The organism is Tardiphaga sp. 839_C3_N1_4 (assembly GCF_051811045.1).
GTDB lineage: Bacteria > Pseudomonadota > Alphaproteobacteria > Rhizobiales > Xanthobacteraceae > Tardiphaga.
In genome coordinates this window covers 5,859,138-5,879,759 of record NZ_JBPWQD010000001.1, presented here as the reverse complement: position 1 = coordinate 5,879,759, position 20,622 = coordinate 5,859,138, and the positions used below count along the sequence as shown (strand labels likewise).

The 20,622-nt window shown below is 62.7% G+C and carries 18 protein-coding genes; 8 read left to right on the top strand and 10 right to left on the bottom strand.

What is annotated here, in order from left to right; genetic code table 11:
• Positions 1-88: 88 nt before the first annotated feature.
• Positions 89-1,462, bottom strand: a complete 1,374-nt coding sequence (locus AB8A38_RS28085) for an NAD(P)/FAD-dependent oxidoreductase (RefSeq protein WP_439088147.1) — start codon at positions 1,460-1,462, stop codon at positions 89-91.
• Positions 1,463-1,597: 135 nt separating this feature from the next.
• Here AB8A38_RS28085 and AB8A38_RS28080 point away from each other — a divergent pair, with 135 nt between their 5' ends.
• Positions 1,598-2,134, top strand: coding sequence for a SixA phosphatase family protein (locus AB8A38_RS28080; RefSeq protein WP_439088146.1), 537 nt, complete (start codon positions 1,598-1,600; stop codon positions 2,132-2,134).
• A 58-nt stretch (positions 2,135-2,192) separates the two neighbouring features.
• Positions 2,193-2,618, top strand: coding sequence for a universal stress protein (locus tag AB8A38_RS28075; protein WP_315843078.1), 426 nt, complete (start codon positions 2,193-2,195; stop codon positions 2,616-2,618).
• Here the strand turns inward: AB8A38_RS28075 and AB8A38_RS28070 are convergent, their stop codons facing one another.
• Positions 2,619-3,233: a hypothetical protein gene (locus AB8A38_RS28070; protein WP_439088144.1), complete on the bottom strand. Its 615-nt coding sequence runs from the start codon at positions 3,231-3,233 to the stop codon at positions 2,619-2,621.
• Positions 3,234-3,304: 71 nt separating this feature from the next.
• Here AB8A38_RS28070 and AB8A38_RS28065 point away from each other — a divergent pair, with 71 nt between their 5' ends.
• The gene (locus AB8A38_RS28065; RefSeq protein WP_089265199.1) at positions 3,305-3,739 is read left to right on the top strand and encodes a hypothetical protein; all 435 of its coding nucleotides are present in this window, start codon (positions 3,305-3,307) and stop codon (positions 3,737-3,739) included.
• 73 nt (positions 3,740-3,812) lie between these two features.
• Here AB8A38_RS28065 and AB8A38_RS28060 read toward each other — a convergent pair whose 3' ends face one another.
• Complete coding sequence (locus tag AB8A38_RS28060; RefSeq protein WP_315843080.1) at positions 3,813-4,319, bottom strand: YciE/YciF ferroxidase family protein; 507 nt, start codon at positions 4,317-4,319, stop codon at positions 3,813-3,815.
• A gap of 402 nt (positions 4,320-4,721) precedes the next feature.
• Between AB8A38_RS28060 and AB8A38_RS28055 the strand changes: the two genes are divergently transcribed.
• The gene (locus AB8A38_RS28055; protein ID WP_439088142.1) at positions 4,722-5,798 is read left to right on the top strand and encodes a lysylphosphatidylglycerol synthase transmembrane domain-containing protein; all 1,077 of its coding nucleotides are present in this window, start codon (positions 4,722-4,724) and stop codon (positions 5,796-5,798) included.
• 134 nt (positions 5,799-5,932) lie between these two features.
• The gene (locus AB8A38_RS28050) at positions 5,933-7,837 is read left to right on the top strand and encodes a hypothetical protein (RefSeq protein WP_439088622.1); all 1,905 of its coding nucleotides are present in this window, start codon (positions 5,933-5,935) and stop codon (positions 7,835-7,837) included.
• Positions 7,838-7,897: 60 nt separating this feature from the next.
• Here AB8A38_RS28050 and AB8A38_RS28045 read toward each other — a convergent pair whose 3' ends face one another.
• The gene (locus AB8A38_RS28045; RefSeq protein ID WP_439088621.1) at positions 7,898-9,442 is read right to left on the bottom strand and encodes an MFS transporter; all 1,545 of its coding nucleotides are present in this window, start codon (positions 9,440-9,442) and stop codon (positions 7,898-7,900) included.
• A gap of 158 nt (positions 9,443-9,600) precedes the next feature.
• Here AB8A38_RS28045 and AB8A38_RS28040 point away from each other — a divergent pair, with 158 nt between their 5' ends.
• On the top strand, positions 9,601-10,458 hold the full coding sequence (locus AB8A38_RS28040) for a LysR family transcriptional regulator (protein ID WP_439088141.1): 858 nt from the start codon (positions 9,601-9,603) through the stop codon (positions 10,456-10,458).
• Here AB8A38_RS28040 and AB8A38_RS28035 read toward each other — a convergent pair.
• The 4 genes from AB8A38_RS28035 to AB8A38_RS28020 form a co-directional block, all read right to left on the bottom strand.
• Positions 10,455-11,024 carry a DUF4865 family protein gene (locus AB8A38_RS28035; protein ID WP_315843085.1) on the bottom strand — a complete coding sequence of 190 codons (570 nt, stop codon included), beginning with the start codon at positions 11,022-11,024 and terminating at the stop codon, positions 10,455-10,457. The two genes, AB8A38_RS28040 and AB8A38_RS28035, sit on opposite strands and share 4 nt — an antisense overlap.
• A 268-nt stretch (positions 11,025-11,292) precedes the next feature.
• Entirely contained in the window at positions 11,293-11,928 is a 636-nt protein-coding gene (locus AB8A38_RS28030) for a DUF2147 domain-containing protein (protein WP_315843086.1), read from the bottom strand.
• 70 nt (positions 11,929-11,998) lie between these two features.
• Complete coding sequence (locus AB8A38_RS28025) at positions 11,999-12,163, bottom strand: hypothetical protein (protein ID WP_175366574.1); 165 nt, start codon at positions 12,161-12,163, stop codon at positions 11,999-12,001.
• Between the two features lie 28 nt (positions 12,164-12,191).
• Positions 12,192-13,220: an NAD(P)/FAD-dependent oxidoreductase gene (locus AB8A38_RS28020; RefSeq protein WP_439088140.1), complete on the bottom strand. Its 1,029-nt coding sequence runs from the start codon at positions 13,218-13,220 to the stop codon at positions 12,192-12,194.
• A 199-nt stretch (positions 13,221-13,419) separates the two neighbouring features.
• Here AB8A38_RS28020 and AB8A38_RS28015 point away from each other — a divergent pair, with 199 nt between their 5' ends.
• Entirely contained in the window at positions 13,420-13,872 is a 453-nt protein-coding gene (locus tag AB8A38_RS28015; protein ID WP_439088139.1) for an acyl-CoA thioesterase, read from the top strand.
• Between the two features lie 19 nt (positions 13,873-13,891).
• Here AB8A38_RS28015 and AB8A38_RS28010 read toward each other — a convergent pair whose 3' ends face one another.
• Positions 13,892-14,212, bottom strand: coding sequence for a 2Fe-2S iron-sulfur cluster-binding protein (locus AB8A38_RS28010; protein WP_089265206.1), 321 nt, complete (start codon positions 14,210-14,212; stop codon positions 13,892-13,894).
• A 186-nt stretch (positions 14,213-14,398) separates the two neighbouring features.
• Positions 14,399-14,776: an Hpt domain-containing protein gene (locus AB8A38_RS28005; protein WP_439088138.1), complete on the bottom strand. Its 378-nt coding sequence runs from the start codon at positions 14,774-14,776 to the stop codon at positions 14,399-14,401.
• A 396-nt stretch (positions 14,777-15,172) separates the two neighbouring features.
• Between AB8A38_RS28005 and AB8A38_RS28000 the strand changes: the two genes are divergently transcribed.
• Positions 15,173-20,587 (top strand): hypothetical protein, encoded by a 5,415-nt coding sequence (locus AB8A38_RS28000; protein ID WP_439088137.1) that lies wholly within the window; start codon positions 15,173-15,175, stop codon positions 20,585-20,587.
• Positions 20,588-20,622 lie beyond the last annotated feature (35 nt).

The following is a 20,622-nucleotide window of genomic DNA, read 5'->3' as shown; positions in this document are numbered from 1 at the left end:
TGAAATACGGGCGGACGAGCCGGAAGTTACACGCCGGTTCCGAAATATTACTCACGTTTTGTTGCGCGCCCAAACCGGGTGGATCGGCCTAGCCCGGCCGCGGGCCCCGCGTTCCCGCGCGCAGATTGGCCTCGGCCAGCCGGGCCTCGCGGATCCGCTCCCGCGCCCGGGCCCGTTCGCGATACCGCGCCAGCGTGCCGGCCAGCGCCGAGCCCTGCCGCTCCCATAGCCCGACCGCGTAGCCGACGGCCCGCCCGGTCGTGCCACCAGCCCAGACCAGTTCGAACGGCGCGAACAGCTTGAAGCGATCGTCATAGGCATACATGCCACGGGCGATCAGTTGCCCGGCCATGGCCGTCGTGTTCAGGCCCCGATGACTGAAGCCGCTGGCGACCCACAATCCCTGACGGAGTTGCCCGATCTGCGGCATGCCATGGACGGTCTGGCCGAGCGCGCCGCCGAAGGTCTCGGCCATGGCAACCTTGCCCAGCGCTGGAAATACGGTGCGGATGCGGCGCGCGATGGCGCCGGCATAGCGCTCCGGCTGCCCGGCCCATGTCGTTTCCGGGCTCGACCACATCAGCCGATCACCATCGACAATACGGAAATGGTCGACGCCGTCGCTATCACTCACCGAGCCCTGAAACGTCACCGCCTCGGCGAGACGCTCACCGAGCGGTTCGGTGATGCCGGCATAGCGCCACACCGGCAGCAAAGTGTCCGACAGTTTTTGCGCAGGCGCACCGAGATGGATATTGCCGGCCAGCACGATGTGTGTGGCACGCATCCGCGCCGACGGCGTTACGATGCGTTTGCGGATGCCGCCGGCATCGATGCTGACCACCGGCGTGTCCTCGAAGATCCGCACACCGGCCTGTTTCGCGAGCGCTGCGAGCCCCAACAGATATTTGCGGCCATCGATCTGGAACGCCTTCGGATAATGCACGCCGTGAAAGTAGCGTCTGGTTTTCAGCACTTCGCGAACGCGGTCGATCTGCCAGCCGTCCACTTCAGTATCGAAATCTTCGCCGAGCATCTGCAGGCGTGCGATCAGGCGATCGCCGACATCGACATTGGAGACTTCCAGCGCACCCTCGGACAGGCCGAGACCGGGGATCAGGTCGTCTGATGCCTGGGTCCGGACATACTCTGCGCCCTGCTTCGACAGCGCCCACAACTCACGAGCGTCCTCCAGGCCAACACGCGCAATCAGATCGGCGAGCGGCAGGCCAAAGCCCGGCATCACGGTTCCCAACTGGTTGCCGGACGCGTTCCAGCCGACATGACGCCCTTCGAGCACCGCGACGCTTGCACCCAGACGTGCCGCTTCCAGCGCAATGCTGAGCCCGGCGAGCCCGGCCCCGACCACGCAGACATCGACATCGAGGCTGAAGGTCAGCCGCGCGCGGTCGGCATCGGCGACCTCAGGTCCAAATGTCACGCTTGCGGAAGGGGCGGTCATGACGTTTTCTTACGGACAGGTGGGGCGCTTGTCACCTTGTCCTCACGGTTCATGTCCATTAATCCGCAGACCTGACGTCTGGCGCGACCGCGCCGCCCGCCTCGCTACTACCTCTTGCCGAATCGAGATCGCGCCATGCGCCGTTTACTGCTGCTGCGTCACGCCAAGACTGAAACGGACGCGCCGAGCGGCAAGGATTTCGATCGCAGGCTGGATGACCGCGGCCGGCTGGATGCGGCTCTCATGGGCGCCTGGCTCAGCAGAAATCCGCCCCTGCCCGACCTGGTCTGCGTCTCCACGGCGGTACGCGCGCAGCAGACCTGGAGCCTCGTGGCCGCGGCGATGCCGGCGGCGAAACCAACAGTCGCCAGCCTTGATGAACTCTATGGCGCCGGCCTCTCCGAATTGCTGGCGGTGATCCGCGGCGCCGCCGTGGAAGATCCAGAGCAGCTGATGCTGGTCGGCCACAATCCCGGCCTGCATGAAATGGCACTCAGCCTGATTGGCGGCGGCGATGCCACAGGCAGGAAAGCCGTCGCCGACAACCTGCCGACCGGCAGCATCGTGGTGATCGACTTTCCCATCGAGGACTGGAACGACGTTGCCTTCCGCGATGGACAACTCGTGCAATTCGTCAGTCCTAAACTGCTGAAGGGCGCCGCGGGCCAATAAGCCGCGCCCTTCGGAACCGGTTTGTGCTATCCTCCTCCAGACGACGATGGAGGTGCGCATGTACAAATCCATTCTGGTCCCGATTGATCTGGCCGAAACCGACGTGGCGAAACCCGCGATCGCCCAGGCCGCGACGCTGTCGCAAACCTTCGGTGCCACCGTCCGGCTGCTCAACATAATGCCGATGACGCCGGTGATGCTGGCCGAATATGTCCCGGCGGATTTCGATACTCAGCAACTGGAATCGTCGCAGGCCGCTCTTGCGGCGGTGGCCCGCGATTCCGGCATCGACAGTACCCGCGTCTCCAGCGTGGTGCGACAGGGCGGCATCTATCACGAAATTCTCGAAGAGGCCTCGGCGATCAAGGCCGATCTCATTGTGATGACCTCGCACCGCCCGGCGATGCGCACTTACTTTCTAGGCTCCAATGCCGGCCATGTGGTGCGCTATGCGAAATGCTCGGTGCTGGTTGTGCGACCGTGACTACGGCAACAACTCGGCCGGCACACTGCTGAATGTGTAGTTGCGCGGCTTGTTGCGGCGGATGAAACCGCTGATGTGCCAGCCGAAGAATACTGAGAAGCCAATGATGAAGACCACGCCGGCAAACTCGCCGGTGAGCAGCGCACGCAGGAGCAGCACTGTCATTGCGAGACCGACAAAAGCCAGTGCCACGACAATCATTGTGTAGATGCCTGGTCGCAGGCCGGAGCTCAGCTTGGCTAGACTACCTGCCGCAGCGAGGCGTCGATGTAGCTCCAGGATAAACGCGCTGTAGCCCGACTGCGGCTCCATCAGCGCGACGGTTTGTTTCGACGTCGAGAAGATCGTGATGTGACGACCGTCGGCATGATCGATATCGGCGCGAAAGCGGCGGTGCTGCATACCCATCGGCCGATAGGACAGCCGGATCGCCGCGACATCCGTGTAGGCCCAGACTCCAGAGCGACGGCCGGTGCGCCATAGCAGACCCGCGTCGGTCAATTCGTAGCGATGCGCGGCGCCAATCAGGGAGGCCTTGTAGGCATAGGTGTGCCCCGGCGCTGCCGCTTCTGCGGCAGACGACGCGTCCCTGCGCCTGAAGAGGGTCTTGAGCAAACAGAATGTCCCCTGCGCTGTTCGACCTCGCTTGCTTGCGCGATCGCCTGCATGTCCCTTACAAGCTTGCCATGGCCGAGACGACCACTTTTCCGCGCCGCCTGATTCTGGCCGGCGCGATGATTTCAGGATTGCTGCTGGCGCTGGCCGTACACATGCTCGGCCAGCGTTTCGGCCTCGACCTCGGTGGTCTCTGGCGCAACGATCCCGACAATTTCATGCCGATCGGATCGGCCTTCGCCTGGTGGCTGATTGCGGCGATGGCGTTTGTCGGCGGTTATGTGACCGCGAACCTGCTGCACAGCGCAGCATCCGGCCGCATCCCGCAGCGCATGCGGCAGTTTTTGATTACCATTGGCGTGCTGTTTCTGGCCGGCGCCGGTCAGGCGGCCTCGGCGCCCAACGCAATACCGACGGCATCAGGTGTTCTGGCCAGTCTTGCCGCCCTCGGCCTCGGCGGCGTCATGGCGTTCTGCGGCGCCCATTTCGCGCTGCGAAAGGCTTAGGCCAAGCTCCAAAGAAAATCGCGCAGGCTTTCGCCCGCGCGACATTTATGCCGTGTGATCGCTAGTACCGCGATCAGCTTGCGGCGCGCATATTGACCTTGCCTTCGGCCAGCGAGGTCAGCTTCTTGTCGGTGGTCTTTTCCTCGTCGAGCGTCTTCTGCAGCACGGCCGCGCAATCGTTGCGGCCAAGCTGGCGCGCCCAGGCGATCAGGCTGCCGTAACGAACGATCTCGTAGTGCTCCGCTGCCTGAGCCGCATTGATCAGAGCGGCGTCGAGTACCTTCTTGTCCTCGACTTCCCCGGCGGTCTCGTCGGCTTCCATGATGATACCGTCGATCGCCGGGCAGGTAACCGCCTTCACCTCGGCGCCGTGCATGGCGAAGACCTGCTCAAGCCGCTGCACATGCACTTCAGTTTCTTGCAAATGCGTCATGAAGCCCTGTTTCAACAGCGGTTCGGTTGCCTTGTCAGCCATCTTCGGCAGCGCCTTGAGAAGCTGCTTCTCCGCGTAATAAATGTCCTGTAGCTGGTGCACAAACAGGTCATCCATCGTCTTTATGTCCTTGGTGAACAATCCCATCGTTTCAATCCCGGTGTTCTGGAACGGGGTGGCCGCTGCGGCGCATTGTCCCGCTCGGTTGCGATAGGCCGGTAACCATCGATATTGGGACGTGTTCCGGGAACGTCTTGATTTGCCGCATGGAACATTCGACTTGCCCGCCTATATGAAATGCGGGACGAATGGCTCGGAATTGGCTGTATGATTGTCGTGCAGGGTCAGGGTTTTGCAGCCGGCGCGGGTATGTGGCGACCTTGCGGCGCGGCATTAACGCTGGCGCTGTCAAGGACTGCACAACGGAACGTTTTTGCCGTAAGGGTTTGGGCTTGATGAGTGAACTTCGCGTATGAGTGAATTGGTCGCCGCTTGCCGCCTGTTACCCCGATCGGCTTTCCACCTGTTCGCGCTCCGCCGGGAGGACGAATGCAACGATTGCTGACCGCGCTCGGGCGCGGCTTCAAGCAACACGTCGGCTGGAAACGGCTGGGTGTTGTTGCAAGCCTGATCGTCATCGCCCTCGCCATCTCGCATCTGGTACATACGCTGAAGGGCCTTGATACCGCCAAGATCCTGGCGGCGATGGCCGCAAAATCGACGATGCAAATCGCCATGGCGACGCTGTGCGTGATCGGCGCCTTCTGCACCCTCACCTTCTACGATTACTTCGCGCTCAGAACGATCGGCAAGAAACACGTGCCGTATCGGATCGCGGCGCTGTCGGGCTTCACCAGCTACACCATCGGCCACAACATCGGGGCCACCGTGTTCACTGGCGGCGCCATCCGCTTCCGTATCTATTCGGACTACGGATTGAATGCCATTGACGTCGCCAAGATCTGCTTCATCTCCGGACTGACCTTCTGGCTCGGCAATCTGTTCGTGCTGGGCATCGGCATGGTCTGGCATCCGCAGGCCGCCTCGGCCATCGATCTCCTTCCCAATGCCATCAATCGGCTGATCGGGTTCGGCTGTCTGGCCGGCATCATCGGCTATCTGGTCTGGCTGTCGGTCGGCAAGCAACGCCGCGAGCTCGGTCAGAACGGCTGGAAGGTCGTCCTGCCCTCCGCCCAGTTGACGCTGCTGCAGATCGTCATCGGCGTTGTCGATCTCGGTTTCTGCGCGCTGGCCATGTATCTGCTGATGCCAGATCAGCCCACTATCGATTTCGTCTCGTTGGCCGTGGTGTTCATCCTCGCCACCCTGCTGGGCTTCGCCAGCCATGCCCCGGGCAGCCTTGGCGTGTTCGACGCCGCTTTGCTGGTGGCGCTACCGCAGTTCCGCCAGGAGGAGCTGGTTGCCACAGTGGTGATGTTCCGGATCCTGTATTTCATGATCCCGTTCGCCATCTCGATCTGTATCATGGGCAGCCGCGAAATCTGGCTCAGTGTCATCCAGCCGTGGCACAGGCGCCGCCTGGATGACCGCAATGAACGTCGCGAGACCGAGCCTGCCCCGGTCGTGGTGCATGAGCAGCCATTGAAGCGTCAGTCACAGGGTTGAATCAGCAGCGGACGCGCCACATCGAGCGTCCGGCCAATCGATTTCTTACTTCCGCCCCATACGTGACGTTCAACACCCCCATGGCCCCCATTTATTTCAGACGTTCATTGATCAACCTCGCCGTGCTGCTCGGCATGCTGGGCGCACTGCCGGTCGCACCTGCCGCGGCCCAAGGCGTGGCCAACAGTTCGATCCAGATCTCCTGGGAAGTGCGCAACCGCTTCCGGCTGTTCCGCGAAGAGCGTGACTTTCAGCTCCATGTCGACGCCATGCGCAACCGCAGCGTGTTGGGTGCCGAACAGGCTTTAGGCGTGCAGAGCGATGGCCGCGGCTGGGCGCGCAACACCGTCAACCGGCTGTGCATCGATCTGGCCGGAAAGGTCAGCGAACCTTGCACCCGTGACACCGTCAAGGAAAGCTACCTGACGCCGACCGAACATCCGATCACCGTCCGCCTCACCGGCGAAGTGCCGGTCGGTGCGATCTGCGCCTGGACCTTCGATGACGGCGAAGGCCCGCGGCAATCCACTCTCGATTGCGCCGAACCGATCAATTTCCGCGCCATCTATGGTCGCCGCACGGTCGCGACTGTGGAGGTCACCAGCGGCGCCGAAGCGCCTGTCCGCGTCACCGCCGATATCGCCGTCCGTGACATCCTGATTGCCGGCCTCGGCGATTCCATCGCCTCCGGTGAGGGCAATCCGGATCGTCCGGTCGCGCTGTCCGATGACGGCTTCTGCTTCCGCTCTTATCTCGGCGGCCCCAGCGGGCAGTTCTACCGGCCAAGCCGCGCCGGCTTCAAAGGCGGACGCTCCTGCGACTCCTATGAGTCGCTGCAGGCTTGGCAGCGCGCGGGTGCCCAATGGCTCAACGCTGCGTGCCACCGCTCGCTCTATAGCTACCAGACCCGCGCCGCACTGGCGCTCGCCGTGCAGTATCCACACATCGCCGTCACCTATCTGCCGCTGGCCTGTTCAGGCGCGACCATCGCCGACGGATTGCTGGGTGGACAGCGCGCGCGTGAGTGCCTCACCACAAAGAATGCGAGCACCTGTGCGGGCAGCGTCAACGCGCAGATCGCCGAACTGCGCGAAGCCATCACTGCCGCCAAGCGCCGTCAGCCGGCACGCCGACTAGATCTCGTGCTGCTGTCGATCGGCGCCAACGACATCAACTTCTCCGGGCTCGTTGCCGACGTCATCGTCGAGAACGCCACCGAACGTGCGCTGTTCAAGCGCGGCGGCATTCTTGGCTCGGTCGAGGACTCCCGCAGCGCGCTGGTGCGCGAACTGCCCTCCAGCTTTGGCAAGGTGCGGGAAGCCCTGAAGCCACTGCTCGGCGGAGACATGTCGCGCGTGGTGTTTGCCGCTTACGCCAACCCGACTTTCGCCAATGGCGCACCCTGCCCCGGCGGCCCAGCCGGCTTCGACGTGCATCCGTCATTCTCAGCCGATCCGCAGCGGCTGGCCAATGTCGCGAATTTCGTCGAGTCCGAATTCCTGCCGCAACTGAAGTCCATCGCGCTGTGCCAGGGCGGCGTACTGTGCCGCAATCCCGAAGCCGACCGCATGACCTTCGTCGATCAACATCAGGCGAGTTTCACCAATCACGGCTTCTGCGCACGCTCCGCATCCGATCCCGAATTCGATCGCGCATGCTTCTCGCCCAAGGGCGACAGCTTCGAGAGCAGTCTCGTCGAAGCGGCGGCGCAGCCAATGGTGTGCGGTCGCGGCGCCAGCGAATTCCGCCCCTATTTGCCGCGTGGCCGCTGGATCCGCGACGCCAATGACAGCTACTTCGCGGCGATGACCTATCCGCAGGGCTATTCGGCGGCGATCCAGCCGGCCGATATCCACGATGCGACCTGGGGTATTCTCTCGGCCGTCTATGGCGGCGCGATCCATCCCACCGGCGAAGGCCACGCCGCGATGGCCGATGCCGTCGTGCCGGCCGCTGCGAGCGTATTGCGATTGGGAGCTGAAGCTGACGTGACGAACGAGCCGCTGGCACCGATGGTACTCCAGCCGGCCGCGCGATAGGACGATGAGTTCAACTATCCATCGAGGTCCCGGCAGAAGCGATGACCTCGGCGGCCCGGACTACGCCCGACCGTCGCCCTCGACACAGCTTTGACCGTGTGGCGCACGTCTCGGCAGTCCATGGCCGAAGACGACAAAGCTGATGCCCGCGAGAATCCACACGCTCATTCCGCCATAAAGCAGGACCCAGCCGAACCCTTGGGTCAGGGCGTCTTGAATGACGGCTCCGCCGAGATTGTATTCAGACGCGAGCGCCGTGCCGGCGGCAACGCTTTCTGCCAGCAAGCGTAATAGCTCGACACTGGTACCGCTCGGCAGCGCGAACTTCAAAGACGCGCGTACCCCCTCGACGAGAATGAGGCCCATGAGCGCGATGTTGATGGCAAGCGCAATCATGCGGGCACTCATGTCAATGCCGGACGCCATGCCGGCGCGTTCCTGCGGCACCGATCCGGTCGTCGTATTGGTCACGGGCGTGTTGGTCAGACCCAATCCGATGCCGGCAAGGACGCATCCCGGCAGCATCGTCAGCCAGCTCGCATGCGCGACCGAGCTACCGATCTTCATGGCGAAGAACCCTGTTCCGATCATGAACAGGCCGAGCGGGATGATCAGACCCGGATGGAAACGTAGCACGAGCCGTTCGGCCACCGGCGGCACGACCAGCGTCGGCAACGTATAGGCCAGAAGCGACAGTCCCGCGCCGACGCTGCCATAACCCAACCCAGCCTGGAAATAGATCGGCAGATAGATCATGAACGGCCAGAAGCTGAAGTTCATGGCCATCGAGCCGACCAGCGCGCCGGAAAAATTACGGATCCGGAAGACGGTGAAGTCGAACATCGGCCTCGGGCTGAGACGCTCGGCGAAGACAAAGCCGATCAGGCTTGCAACGAACACGCCGACGACCGCAAATGCCGTCCAGCTGTTGAATCCGATATCCGGGCCTTGCGTAATGAAGAATGCGAGGCAAAAGACCGCGAGCGAGAGCGTGATGATCCCTGCAAGATCGAGGCTGCTGGCCTCCGGATCGCGCGACTCGCGAACTCCGCTCCAAGCGAGGATCAGGGCGATTACGGCAAGCGGGACATGGATGAGGAAGGTCCATTCCCAGCTCGACAAAGCCACGATCGCACCACCGATGATCGGGCCGAAGCCCAGACCGATGCCAAAGATGATCCCCCACCAGCCAAATGCAACGGCGCGTTGCCGCCCTTCCGGAAATTGATGGGATAGCACCGCGACCTGGCAGATCAGCATCGCCCCGCCACTGATGCCCTGGAGAAATCTGGCAACGATCAGCACCAGTATATTTTCGGTCAGGCCGCAAAGCAGCGATGCAGCGGCGAACGCGACGATCGAAATCAGATAGACGCGCTTGCGCCCATAGCGATCCGCGAGCGTGCCGGTGGCCATCAGCACCGTCGTCACCGCGATCGTATACGCATTCATGACCCATTGGAGCTGTTTGAAATCGGCATGAAGCACCCGCTCCAGTGTCGGCAGGACCGCGGGAATGCTGGAAATCTCCAGACCAAACATCAGGGAGGTGAGGCAGGCAGCCGCCAAAGCCAATGTGCTTTGTCGTGTCGATTCGGAGAACATGGGGGCCTTTCGGGATAATAACGCGCCACAGTGAAGCCCAACGACAGAGGACGAGGTCCACCCGGTCTGCGTTGCGATGAACACAACATAGGCAGAGGTTGACCATTTCAGAATTGGATGATTGAATATTTCAGAGACAACAAATCTGGATAGTTCAAATGAGCGCCCTGGACGTGGATGCGGTGCAGGCATTCGTGACCATCGCCAATCTTCAAAGCTTCACGCGGGCGGCGGAAGCGCTCGGCACGACGCAGGGCGCCATCAGCGTGAAGCTGAAGCGGCTGGAAGACCGCCTCGGCCACAGGCTGATCGAGCGCACGCCACGACTGGTGCGCCTCTCGGCGCAAGGCGCATTGTTCGTCGATGCAGCGCGCGACTTCCTGGCCGCGCATGATCGCGCTATCGCAGCTTTGTCTGCGACCCGTCGCCGTTTCGCACTCGGCATTGCGGCCCATGTGGCCGGGCCGGAGGTTCCGACGCTGCTGGCTCGCCTGAACGCGCATGACCCCACGCTCACGATCGAGGTTCGCCTCGATAATTCACGCAACCTGCTGGACGCCTTTGATCGCGGGGAAATCGATGCTGCCATCGTCCGGCGCGAGGATGATCGCCGCGATGGCGAAGTGCTTGCGCCGGAGCATTTCGGCTGGTTCGCAGCACCGGGTTTCGTGCACCGACCGGGCGAGGCATTGCGACTGGCCGCGCTGACACCATTATGTGGCGTGCACGACGTTGCCATTCGTGCGCTCGACGCGGCTGGCATCTCATGGACGGAGGTGTTTCTCGGTGGCGGCTCTTCAGTCGTGTCGGACGCAGTCTCAGCGGGCCTTGCCACCGCGGTCTTCTCCTGCCGGCTTGCGCCGGCCGGCACCATCGAAGTCAGCCAGAAGTTTGGCCTGCCGCCGCTGGCGTCATCGGAAATCGTACTTCTCTCGACACTGTCGGATATGCAGTCTCGCCAAGCGCTGCGAACCCTCGCGGCTGCGTTCCGCGAACACCGCGCGCACGCAAGCTAGCTAGCATATGGAAGGCGATCCAGCAGCGGCTGCGCCAGATGCAGGATCTGGTAGCAAGCGCCAGCATCGGTACGTTCATTCTCCGAGAGCAGGACGCGGGTGAATATCCACTTTTCAGCATCCAATCCGATCACGGCTGCAACAATTCCGGCGCGCGCCGAGAGATCCGCGTTGCGCTCGATCTCGCCTCTTAGCGTTGTTTCAAGATCGGCATCGGGCGGAATGGCGATGTCTTGCCGATAGGCGAAGCGAGCTTTCCGGCCACGCCCCTTCCGGGCATCGAGGGCAACGCGTGTTTCGATCCGCGCCCGACCGAACATATCGACGACGATCTTGTAACCGCCGCTCACGAGAAAATCGCGAAACGCCTCGTCGTGTCGCCACAGATAAAGCGAGGAATAGCTAGACGTCGTTGCATCGAAGCGCCCGCTCTCTCGCAAGAGAAATCCCTTGAAATAGAGCTCCGGCTTTGCATCCCAGAGCGGCCCACGCTCCTGTGCGCGTGAGCGGATCACGCCGAGATCATAGTCGGCGGGCAAGCGATGCTCGTAATGCGCAACGATCATCGTGATGGGCTCCTTCAGCAGCCATTGTCATTAAATCGATGCACGATATCGATCGACGGGCCGCGAAGAACAGACGTGGAATCATATTTCTATGATCCGGTATTCAAATGAATGACGTCCGGAGAGAGCCGATAAGCAACGTTGGAAGCTGGCGCGCCACGATTGAATTGGCAACGAAATGGCCGACGCGTCATGGCGTCGGCTTCCAGAATGTGGGGTGTTGGACAGTCTTCGCTTGTGGGAGGAGCCACAAGCAAGTTGGCGGCGATCAGCGCGCGACGTTGCTGCCCGGGGTCACGTTGCTGGCCTTCTTCATCGGCGCGACGGGGGCCTTCGCGGCGGCATTACCGACAGTTGGCGGCTTGACGGCGGCTGCAGCCAGCGTCGGCACATATTTCGCGATCACCGTCGGATCAAGCGAGGCCATTTCGGTATCAGGCAGACGGTACCAGGTCTCGTCCTTGCCGAGCAGCGCAATGCCCCAATAGCCGCGCACGGTGAGCGCCCGACCATCGGCGCTGACGCTCATCTTGGCCTTGTAGACCTTGCCATCGCGCGGATCGAGAATGTTGCCGTTCTCGTATTTCAGTCCCTGCTGCTGCATGTTGCGGATGAAGGAGATGCCCAGCACTGGCTGGCCCTTCCGATCATCGACGCACTTGCCGCAGAAGTCGTCGCCCGGCTTGTCATCGGGGCTCGGAAACGTCTTGGCGATCGCACCTTCGAATACGCCGCCGCCATGGTCAACCACCAGAACCCAGACGACAGGCTTGTTATTCTCAACCTTCTGCCAGAGCCCGGCAGCAGTCGGCTCAGCTGCGTGGAGAGGGCCGGCGAACATCGCGCACGCGGCCAGACCTGAAGCGACTGTGAGCGCCAGACGTCGGGATCGGAATTGTGCCATCGTCTTCCCCGTGCAGTTCGTCGTCCATGCACCCGCCGAGCATCCGCACTCGATCCGATTGCATAGACTATCAATCTTCCGCGACGAGAGAGTGACTGCGGTTGATGGCTTTTGCAAGATTGCCGATCGCGCGCCGGATGTCCGATTGTGTCAGCGGCCACAGCTTTGCCACAAGCTGCCCCACCGAACCCGACGCGGTTACCGGCGATCCGAACCGCCTTTGCATCTCCGTCATACAAGATGATTCCAACAACTAGCCGAAGTTAGTTAACGCCAAGCTTCTTCTGCAGGCTTGAGGAGGACGTCGTGTACTGAAACACGAGCCGCTTGTCCGGATAGACGTAGTGATACGCTTTCTGCGCCATCAACGCGCCCTCGTGGAAGCCGCACAGGATGAGCTTCAGCTTGCCGGGATATGTATTGATATCTCCGATGGCGAAGATGCCGGGCACATTGGTCTCGAACGACGCCGTCTCCACCGGGACGAGGTTGTTCTCCAGCGTGACGCCCCAGTTGGCGACCGGACCGAGCTTCATGGTCAGGCCGAAGAACGGCAGGATCGTATTGCAGTCGATCCGGACACTTTCGTTGTCATTGCCCTTGATGACGGCCCCGGTGAGATGGCCTCCCTCGCCTTCGAGCGCTGTGACCTGACCGATCTGCAGGTCCATCTGACCCGCTGCCACGAGCTTGCGCATCTGCTCGACACTGTGAGGCGCAGCACGAAAATCATCGCGCCGATGCAGCAACGTGACGCGCCGCGCGACCGGATGCAGGTTGAGCGTCCAGTCCAGCGCACTATCGCCGCCGCCGACAATCAGCAGATCCTTGTCGCGGAATTGCTCCATCTTCCGCACCGCGTAGAACACCGACGTGCCTTCATAGGCCTCGATGCCCGGCACCGGCGGACGCTTCGGCTGGAACGAGCCGCCGCCGGCGGAGATCACCACCACCTTGGTTTCGAACACCTGGCCGGCATCCGTCGTGACACGAAACAAGGGATCGCCGATCTTCTCGATGGTCTCGATCATTTCATTCAGATGAAAGGTCGGATGGAACGGCTTGATCTGCTCCAGCAGTGCTTCGGTCAGCCCCTGACCGGTGACCAGCGGAATCGCAGGAATGTCGTAGATCGGTTTTTCAGGATAGAGCTCGGCGCACTGGCCACCGATCTTGTCCAAGATATCGACGAGGTGGACCTTCATATCGAGCAGACCAAGTTCAAAAACGGCGAACAGTCCGCAGGGGCCGGCGCCAATGATCAGCACGTCCGTCTTGATCGTTTCGCCCATAGTGCTTTTCTCGGTTGAACCAGCCCTGCGAGATCGCAGAGCCCGGCGCCATCCGGCAATTGCGTCCAGCCTAGCGGCGCCGCACAGGGAAAGCCACAGCGGCTCGGCCTGAAATCAGCACGCGCCCCGCCCTTGCCTGGGCTGTGCAACTGCGCTGTAACAGACGCAAACCTGCCGAGCATTGCTGGAGATCAACTTCGTGAACGCCCCTGCCCGCGCCCCGGCGCCCGTCCTCGACGACTATCCCTATCGCCTGTCGGACAATGTGCGCTTTGCGGATCTCGATCCGAACAACCACGTCAACAACGCGGTGTATTCCAGCTATTTCGAGACCAGCCGCGTGTTGCTGATGCGGGACCCTGCATGCGGGCTGATCGCGCCGGGCCAAAGCTGGGTGCTGGCGCGGCTCGATATTCACTTTCGCGCCGAATTGCACTGGCCCGGCAAGATCGAACTCGGGCTCGGCGTCACCAAGATCGGCCGGACCTCGGTGACCTATTCGCAGGTGGTGTTTTCGGAAGGCAAGTGCATGGCCTCGGCGATCGCAACAACCGTGATGGTTGGCCTCACCAGCCGTCAACCAACGCCGATCCCGCCCGACGTCGTCGACCGGTTTCAGCCGTGGATACTGCGCGGCTTGAACGCGCAGTAAACAACAGGGCTTGGAAAGCTCAGGCCTGGCGTTCCGGCGTGATCACAACAAGGCCATCGAGCGCATCGGTGATCTTGATCTGGCACGACAGCCGGGAGTTCGGTTTGATGTCGTAACCGAAGTCCAGCATGTCCTCTTCCATCGGCGTCGGCGCACCGACGCGCTCCTGCCAGGCTTCGTCGACATAGACGTGGCAGGTGGCACAGGCGCAGGCGCCGCCACATTCGGCTTCGATACCCGGAATGGCATTGCGAATGGCCGCCTCCATCACCGTGGAGCCGATCTCGGCGTCAATGCTGCGGGTCTCACCGGAGTGATCGACAAAGTTTATCTTGGCCATGATGCTCGCGCTGCCGAAAGGAAGATACGGGCTGTCCTATAACGGGTCGATCCGGATCGCGCCAGCACTCCGCAGCAAAACCGTCATCTGGAAAAGAGGATCAAGCATGCCCCCTTGGGGGGAGCAAAAACGATCCCTTGGGGATCAAAAACGATCCCTCGGGGATCAAAGCTGATCTCTTGGGGATCAGGACCGCTTCAGAAGGACGTCGATCTCCGCCCGTGCCTCGAGAACGGCGTCAGTGAGCGTCATCAGGGCCTCAGCGGTATCGCTGCTGTCGCGCAGCGTACTTTCCAGCCACTCGGCGGCTTCCGTGATGCGGAACGCGCCGACCGCCTGCGCCGAGCCCTTCAGCTTGTGCGTGAGCGCAGCCGCATCTGCCGGCATTTTGACGATCTTCTCGATCAACTCGCTCGACTGGGCCGCGAACATCGCCAGAACTTCACGTTCCAGGCTGCTATCGCCCATAGTCATACGTTGAAGGTGGGGGAAATCGATCGGCCCGTCGTCGGGAACCAGCGGCGGTGACGGCATCCATTGAACCCGTTCGAGGTGAAGCGGCATTGATGATGGCCCAAATTCCCGCCAGCCGGACGATCCGGCTGCGATTTTTTGCAGCCAAACACGGAATTGGTTAACGGAACGTTCGAGGTACAATCCGCGGGGTTGACGCAGTTTTGACGCAAACTCGCCACGATTGAAGGGCCATTCCGTTTATTTGAGGCGCCACAAGAAGTTACCGGGGGAAGCCGTTAACTATCATTAAGAATGTCTTAACCAGAACCATTTCATTCGCTCGACCAAGCCAATAGGATGTTTGCGGAAGTAGCGGACAAGCCGAGCGACCGGCAGTCCGAAATTCGTCCCGCGGGGTGCACATGGCTAATCGCCATGCTGCAGGCGGGAACGAATCGTGGGGACTTCTGTGTCAGTTGCGTAATCAGGGGGCGTGGAACGAGCATGGCAAACAACACCAAAAAGGCCAAGGATCCGACCGAAGTCGCGCTCTCTGCCATCCAGGAAGCACTCAACATCAGTGACCCCGCGCATGTCGATCGCGATCAACCCGCGATCCGTGCCGACAACGCTCCCACCAATCCATCTTCCCCCGTCGACCTCGACGACAACGCCTTCGACGCACGCATCGCCAATGATCGCCCGAGCTTCGAGCCTCAGGACGATCAACGCTTCGCGCGCCGTCCCGCGAACGATGACCGCGAAACCATCGGCCAGATCCTGCAGGCGCTGCAGAAGAACCGCCCCGCCCGCAACGTCTATACGCTCGCCACCCTGTTCGCCGGCCTGTGGATCGTCGGCGCAGGCCTGCTGACCGTTGCGTTCCTCCCGTCGCTGCAGGCCCTGATCGGTCAGGGCTCCGGCGGCACGCTGGCGCTGGCTGGTCTCGCCGCGCTGCTGTTCGCCCCGATTCTGCTGTTTTACTTCCTCGCCAGCCTCGCCTGGCGCGGCCAGGAAATGCGCCTGATCGCCCAGTCGATGGCACAGGTTGCGATCCGCTTCTCCGAGCCCGAAAGCACCGCCAGCGACTCGATGGTCACGGTCGGCCAGGCGATCCGCCGCGAAGTCGCTGCGATGGGCGACGGCGTCGAGCGCGCGATTGCGCGTGCCGGCGAACTCGAAACCCTGGTCGCCAACGAAGTTTCCGCGCTCGAGCGCGCTTACTCTGACAACGAAGTCCGCATCCGCGCGCTGCTGCAGGACATCGCGCATCAGCGCGACAACCTGGTCGGTCAGGCCGAACAGGTTCGCTCCGCCATTTCGGGCGTGCAGATCGATCTTCGCCACGACATCGCGCTGATTTCGGACGCTATCGCATCGCGCGTCGACGAAGTCGCCAAGAGCATCACCGGCGCCCTCGAGGAGCGCGGCGAACACATTACCCGTGCACTCGGCAATGCGGGCGACAACATGATCCTCGCGCTCGGCGAGCGTGGCGGCGACCTGCTCGACCGCCTTGAAGAGGCCAGTGCCGAGACCACCCGCGCGGTGCTCGACGCCAGCGAGCGTCTGACCACGAGCCTCAACTTCAAGACCGGCCACGTGCACGACGAATTCGTCGATCTCGCCGACCGCGTCCACGAAATGCTCAACGAGCGCATCGACCGCATCACCAGCGAATTCGAACAGCGTTCGTCCACGATTGTCGATCGCGTGTCGGATCGCACCGAGCAGGTCCACGATTCGCTGAAGAATTCCAGCGATAGCCTGCTGCTCGAGCTCGAGCTGCGCAGCGGCGACCTCGTCAGCAAGATCGACGATGCCGGCAACCGCCTGGCCAACCAGATCCTCACATCAGGCGACAAGGCGGGCGAGTCCCTCGACGCCACCGTCAATGCACTGGTCGCCAAGGTCGCGAGCCAGACCGAAACCGCGCACGACACCCTCAGCCTGCAGATGAACGCCTTCGACGAACTGGTGAAGGAACAGGGCAGCGAGCTGGCCGAGCGCTTCTCGCGCGACAGCGGCACGCTGGGCGCACTGATCACCAAGCACATCTCGGAATTCGACCGCACCGTGAAGACCTTCGGCGGCGAAGTCGTCGATCGCCTGGGTCAGCGTACGCAGGACATCTCGGAAACGTTGAAGACCTACGTCGATAATTTCGACACCCGCGTTGCGTCCAATGTCGGCGGCATCACGTCGTCGCTCGACACCCGCCTCGCAGAATTCGAGACCAAATTCGAAGGCCGCGTCGTCAATCTCGATGCGTCGCTCGACACCAGGATCAAGTCGTTCGACGAGACCGTCGATGGACGTCTCAAGAGCCTTGAAGAAACGTTCGACGCTCGGGCGCAGTCGGTCACCGCGACCATCGATACGCGTCTTGAAAACCTCGCATCGACGCTCTCGGAAGGTGCCAACCAGGCCGTCCAGTCGGTCGATTCGCGCCTGACGCATCTGACCACCGCCCTGACCGAAGGCGCGAACCTCGCAGTCAGCTCGGTCGACGACCGCCTGACCCACCTGACCACTGCACTCACGGAAGGCGCCGTGCAGGCGATCCACTCGATCGACGACCGCCTTTCCTACTTCACGAGCTCGCTCACCGAAGGCACGACGCAGGCGATCACGGCCATCGACAGCCGCATCAACAACGTCACCGATGCCATCGACAGCCGCAGCACGCAGTTTGCGGATACCATCACTGCGCGGTTCCAGACGATCCACGAAGGCATGGAAGGTCGTATCGGCATTGTTGCCGGCGGGATCGAAAGCCGCGTCGAGCAGTTCGAGGAACTGCTCGGTTCGCGCATCGAAGCCGTTGCCGGCCGTATCGAAACCTCCGGCCGCACGGCCAGCGACTCGCTCATGGCCCGCGCCGAAGAACTGTCGATCGGCATCAAGACCAATGTCGAGGATGCAGAGCGTTCGCTGACGCATCTCATGGTCAATACCAGCGAGACCATTCAGGCGGGCGCCCGCGCCGCGCAGGAATCCCTCGTGTCGGTCTCGACCGATGTCGGCGCGCAGCTGAAGCTGACGGCGTCCGATATCGAGAACTCGCTGACCGCTGTCGGCACCACTGCCGCCACGGCCATCGTCAACAGCGCCCGCGATGCGCAGGCGACGCTGGTCAATGCGTCTTCGGAAGCCTCGCTGCAGGTGAAGTCACTCTCGGCCGATGTCGAACGCACCCTCACCGCGGCCGGCTCAGCCACGGCTGCCTCGATGCTTTCGGGTGCCCGCGACGCCCAGTCGACCCTGGTCGCCACCTCTTCGGAAGTTGCCAACCAGATCCAGTCGCTCTCGGCCGATATCGAACGCACGCTCACTGCCGCCGGCACGGCGACGGCCGACTCGGTGCTGTCCGGCGCCCGCGCCGCGCAGAGCACGCTGGTCACCGCATCGACCGACGCCTCGCAGCAGGTCCGCACCCTTGCGGCCGATGTGGAGCGCACGCTGATCGCTGCCGGCACTGCCAGCGCGGACTCGATCCTGGCCAGCACACGCAACGTTCAGGCCTCACTGATCGATGCCTCGACCGAAGCATCGAAGCACGTCCGCAACCTCGCGGCCGACATGGAGCGCAGCCTCACGACCGCCGGCACCGCTACCGCGGAATCGATCGTCGCCGGAGCCCGCGAAGCCCAGAGCACCCTGGTCAATGCATCGTCGGACGCGGCAAACCACGTAAAGTCACTCTCTATCGACGTGCAGCGCACGCTCACCACAGTTGGCGCCGATACGGCGGCTGCGATACTCTCGAGCGCCCGCGAAGTGCAGACCTCGCTGGCGACCTCGTCGGCCGATGCCGCGAACCAGATCAAGGTGATCTCCGCCGACATCGAGCGTTCGCTCTCGAACGTCACCGCCAACACGACCGACAACATCCAGACCAGTGCGCAGAATGCGCACAACTCACTGGTCGCCGCCTCGAACGAAATCACCACCAAGATCAAGACCACCTCGTCGGAGATCGAGCGATCGGTGTTCGCCGCATCGGGCAGCTTCGGCACCACGATGACCGGCAAGACCGACGAAATTGTCACCTATGTGCAGCAGCAGACCGACCGTCTGTCGCAGATGGTCGACGCCAAGCGCGGTTCGCTGGTCGATGCCCTGGGCGCCAAGGCCAATCAGCTCACGGTCGACATCGATCGCGTCACCGCCGACGCGCTCAAGGCGATTGAGAGCCGCGGCCAGACCTTCTCGCAGACCATGGTCACCAACAGCACGGACGTGGCTCGCGCCATTACCACGGCTGGCGAACTCGCTACCGGTGCGGTCAACAAGTCGCTGAAGGATCTCGAGCAGAGCTCGCGCACCGCCATCGAGCAGTCGCGTCAGGTCTCGATCACTGCGGTCACGGAGATGCAGGAAACCAGCAAGATCCTGCGCACCGATACCGTGGCGCTGTTCGAACGCCTGCGTGAAGGCAACATCCTGCTGCAGGAAGTCCTCACCGGCGCCCACGACAACCTCAACTCGCTGGAGCGCGCCCTGGTCACCCGCGTGGCGGATTTCGTGTCCACCATGAACGACGTGACGTCGCGCAACGGCCTGGCCACCCAGACGCTGGAAGAACAGCTCACCGTGTTCACCTCCAAGACCTCGAAGGCCTTGGAGGATCTCGGCTCACTCTCGGGCCAGTTCGAAACCCATGGCCATGCCCTCGTGGATGCCGCGGCTCTGGTCGAACAGAGCAACCGCACCACGATGTCGTCGGTCGGCGAACGCAAGGCGGCGCTGGAATCGCTGGTCACCACCATCGATCTGCGCACCACCGATCTCGATCAGCGCCTCACCCGCTTCACCGGCCTGCTCGATGAATCGCTGGCAGCCGCCGAAGAACGCGCCCGCGACATCGCCCGCGTCGTCGCGGAGACCGCAGGTCAGGGCTCGGCAGCGATCAGCCGGCAGTTCGAAGCCGTCCGCACCGCAGCGGAAGAAGAACGCCGCGCGACAACGCAGGCCATGAGCGAAATCTACCAGCAGGGCACGCAGGAAGCCGATGCCATGTTCAAGCAGTCGGCCGACAAGTTCTCGTCGATGGTCGCCAGCATGAAGCAGATGGCTGCCGAAATGCACAACGAGCTCGAGAGCACCCGCACCGAACTGCGCCGTGGCGTTCTCGACATGCCGCAGGAAGCCGCCGATAGCACTGCGCAGATGCGCAAGGTGATCGTCGACCAGATCGAGGCGCTCGCCGAGCTCAACCGCATCGTTGCCCGTCATGGCCGCGGCCTCGACGTGGTCTCGACCAGCCGCACCACCAGCGTGCAGCGTGACGAGGAGCCTGCGATGGCGATCGCCAGCAGCCGCAGTGAAGCGCGCCACGAGGCTCCGCGTCCGGCCCCGCGCCGCGAGGAGCCGCCGGCACGTAGCGCGACGAACTTGCCGATGCCCGATATCGGTGGCCCCGCCCCGCGTCGCACCGAAGCGCCGTCGGTCGCTCCGGCCAACTCCGACCAGGGCCGTGACGGCTGGCTGTCGGATCTGCTCGGCCGCGCCGATCACGTCGAGGAAGATCGCACGCCGCCGCGCCGCGCACCGGCTCCGCAGCAGCCCGCAGCCTCGGCCAATCCGCTGGAGTCGCTCTCGCTCGATATCGGCCGCCTGATGGATCGGACACTGGCTGCCGAAATGTGGGATCGCTATCAGCGCGGCGAGAGCAAGGCCTTCAGCAAGCGGCTCTATACGCCCGCCGGCCAGAAGGCTTTCGATGAAGTCGCCCGCAAGTATCGGTCGGACCGCAACTTCAAGGGTACGGTGGATCGCTACATCACCGAGTTCGAACGCCTGCTCGACGAAGTCGCCCGCGATGAACGCGGCCCGGCAGCGCTGCGCAGCCATCTGACCTCGGAAACGGGTCTGGTCTACACCCTGCTCGCGCATGCAGCGGGCCGGCTGGGCTAAGCAAGACCACATCCAAACGCGAAAAGCGGAGGCAG

Coding starts and splice junctions, on each gene's coding strand:
- AB8A38_RS28025 (WP_175366574.1), bottom strand. CDS start 12,163: ATGACGGAGATGCAAAGGCGGTTCGGATCGCCGGTAACCGCGTCGGGT.
- AB8A38_RS28055 (WP_439088142.1), top strand. CDS start 4,722: ATGCAACGATTGCTGACCGCGCTCGGGCGCGGCTTCAAGCAACACGTC.
- AB8A38_RS28020 (WP_439088140.1), bottom strand. CDS start 13,220: ATGGGCGAAACGATCAAGACGGACGTGCTGATCATTGGCGCCGGCCCC.
- AB8A38_RS28005 (WP_439088138.1), bottom strand. CDS start 14,776: ATGCCGCTTCACCTCGAACGGGTTCAATGGATGCCGTCACCGCCGCTG.
- AB8A38_RS28010 (WP_089265206.1), bottom strand. CDS start 14,212: ATGGCCAAGATAAACTTTGTCGATCACTCCGGTGAGACCCGCAGCATT.
- AB8A38_RS28060 (WP_315843080.1), bottom strand. CDS start 4,319: ATGGGATTGTTCACCAAGGACATAAAGACGATGGATGACCTGTTTGTG.
- AB8A38_RS28085 (WP_439088147.1), bottom strand. CDS start 1,462: ATGACCGCCCCTTCCGCAAGCGTGACATTTGGACCTGAGGTCGCCGAT.
- AB8A38_RS28075 (WP_315843078.1), top strand. CDS start 2,193: ATGTACAAATCCATTCTGGTCCCGATTGATCTGGCCGAAACCGACGTG.
- AB8A38_RS28035 (WP_315843085.1), bottom strand. CDS start 11,024: ATGATCGTTGCGCATTACGAGCATCGCTTGCCCGCCGACTATGATCTC.
- AB8A38_RS28050 (WP_439088622.1), top strand. CDS start 5,933: ATGCTGGGCGCACTGCCGGTCGCACCTGCCGCGGCCCAAGGCGTGGCC.
- AB8A38_RS28030 (WP_315843086.1), bottom strand. CDS start 11,928: ATGGCACAATTCCGATCCCGACGTCTGGCGCTCACAGTCGCTTCAGGT.
- AB8A38_RS28040 (WP_439088141.1), top strand. CDS start 9,601: ATGAGCGCCCTGGACGTGGATGCGGTGCAGGCATTCGTGACCATCGCC.
- AB8A38_RS28045 (WP_439088621.1), bottom strand. CDS start 9,442: ATGTTCTCCGAATCGACACGACAAAGCACATTGGCTTTGGCGGCTGCC.
- AB8A38_RS28080 (WP_439088146.1), top strand. CDS start 1,598: ATGCGCCGTTTACTGCTGCTGCGTCACGCCAAGACTGAAACGGACGCG.
- AB8A38_RS28065 (WP_089265199.1), top strand. CDS start 3,305: ATGGCCGAGACGACCACTTTTCCGCGCCGCCTGATTCTGGCCGGCGCG.
- AB8A38_RS28000 (WP_439088137.1), top strand. CDS start 15,173: ATGGCAAACAACACCAAAAAGGCCAAGGATCCGACCGAAGTCGCGCTC.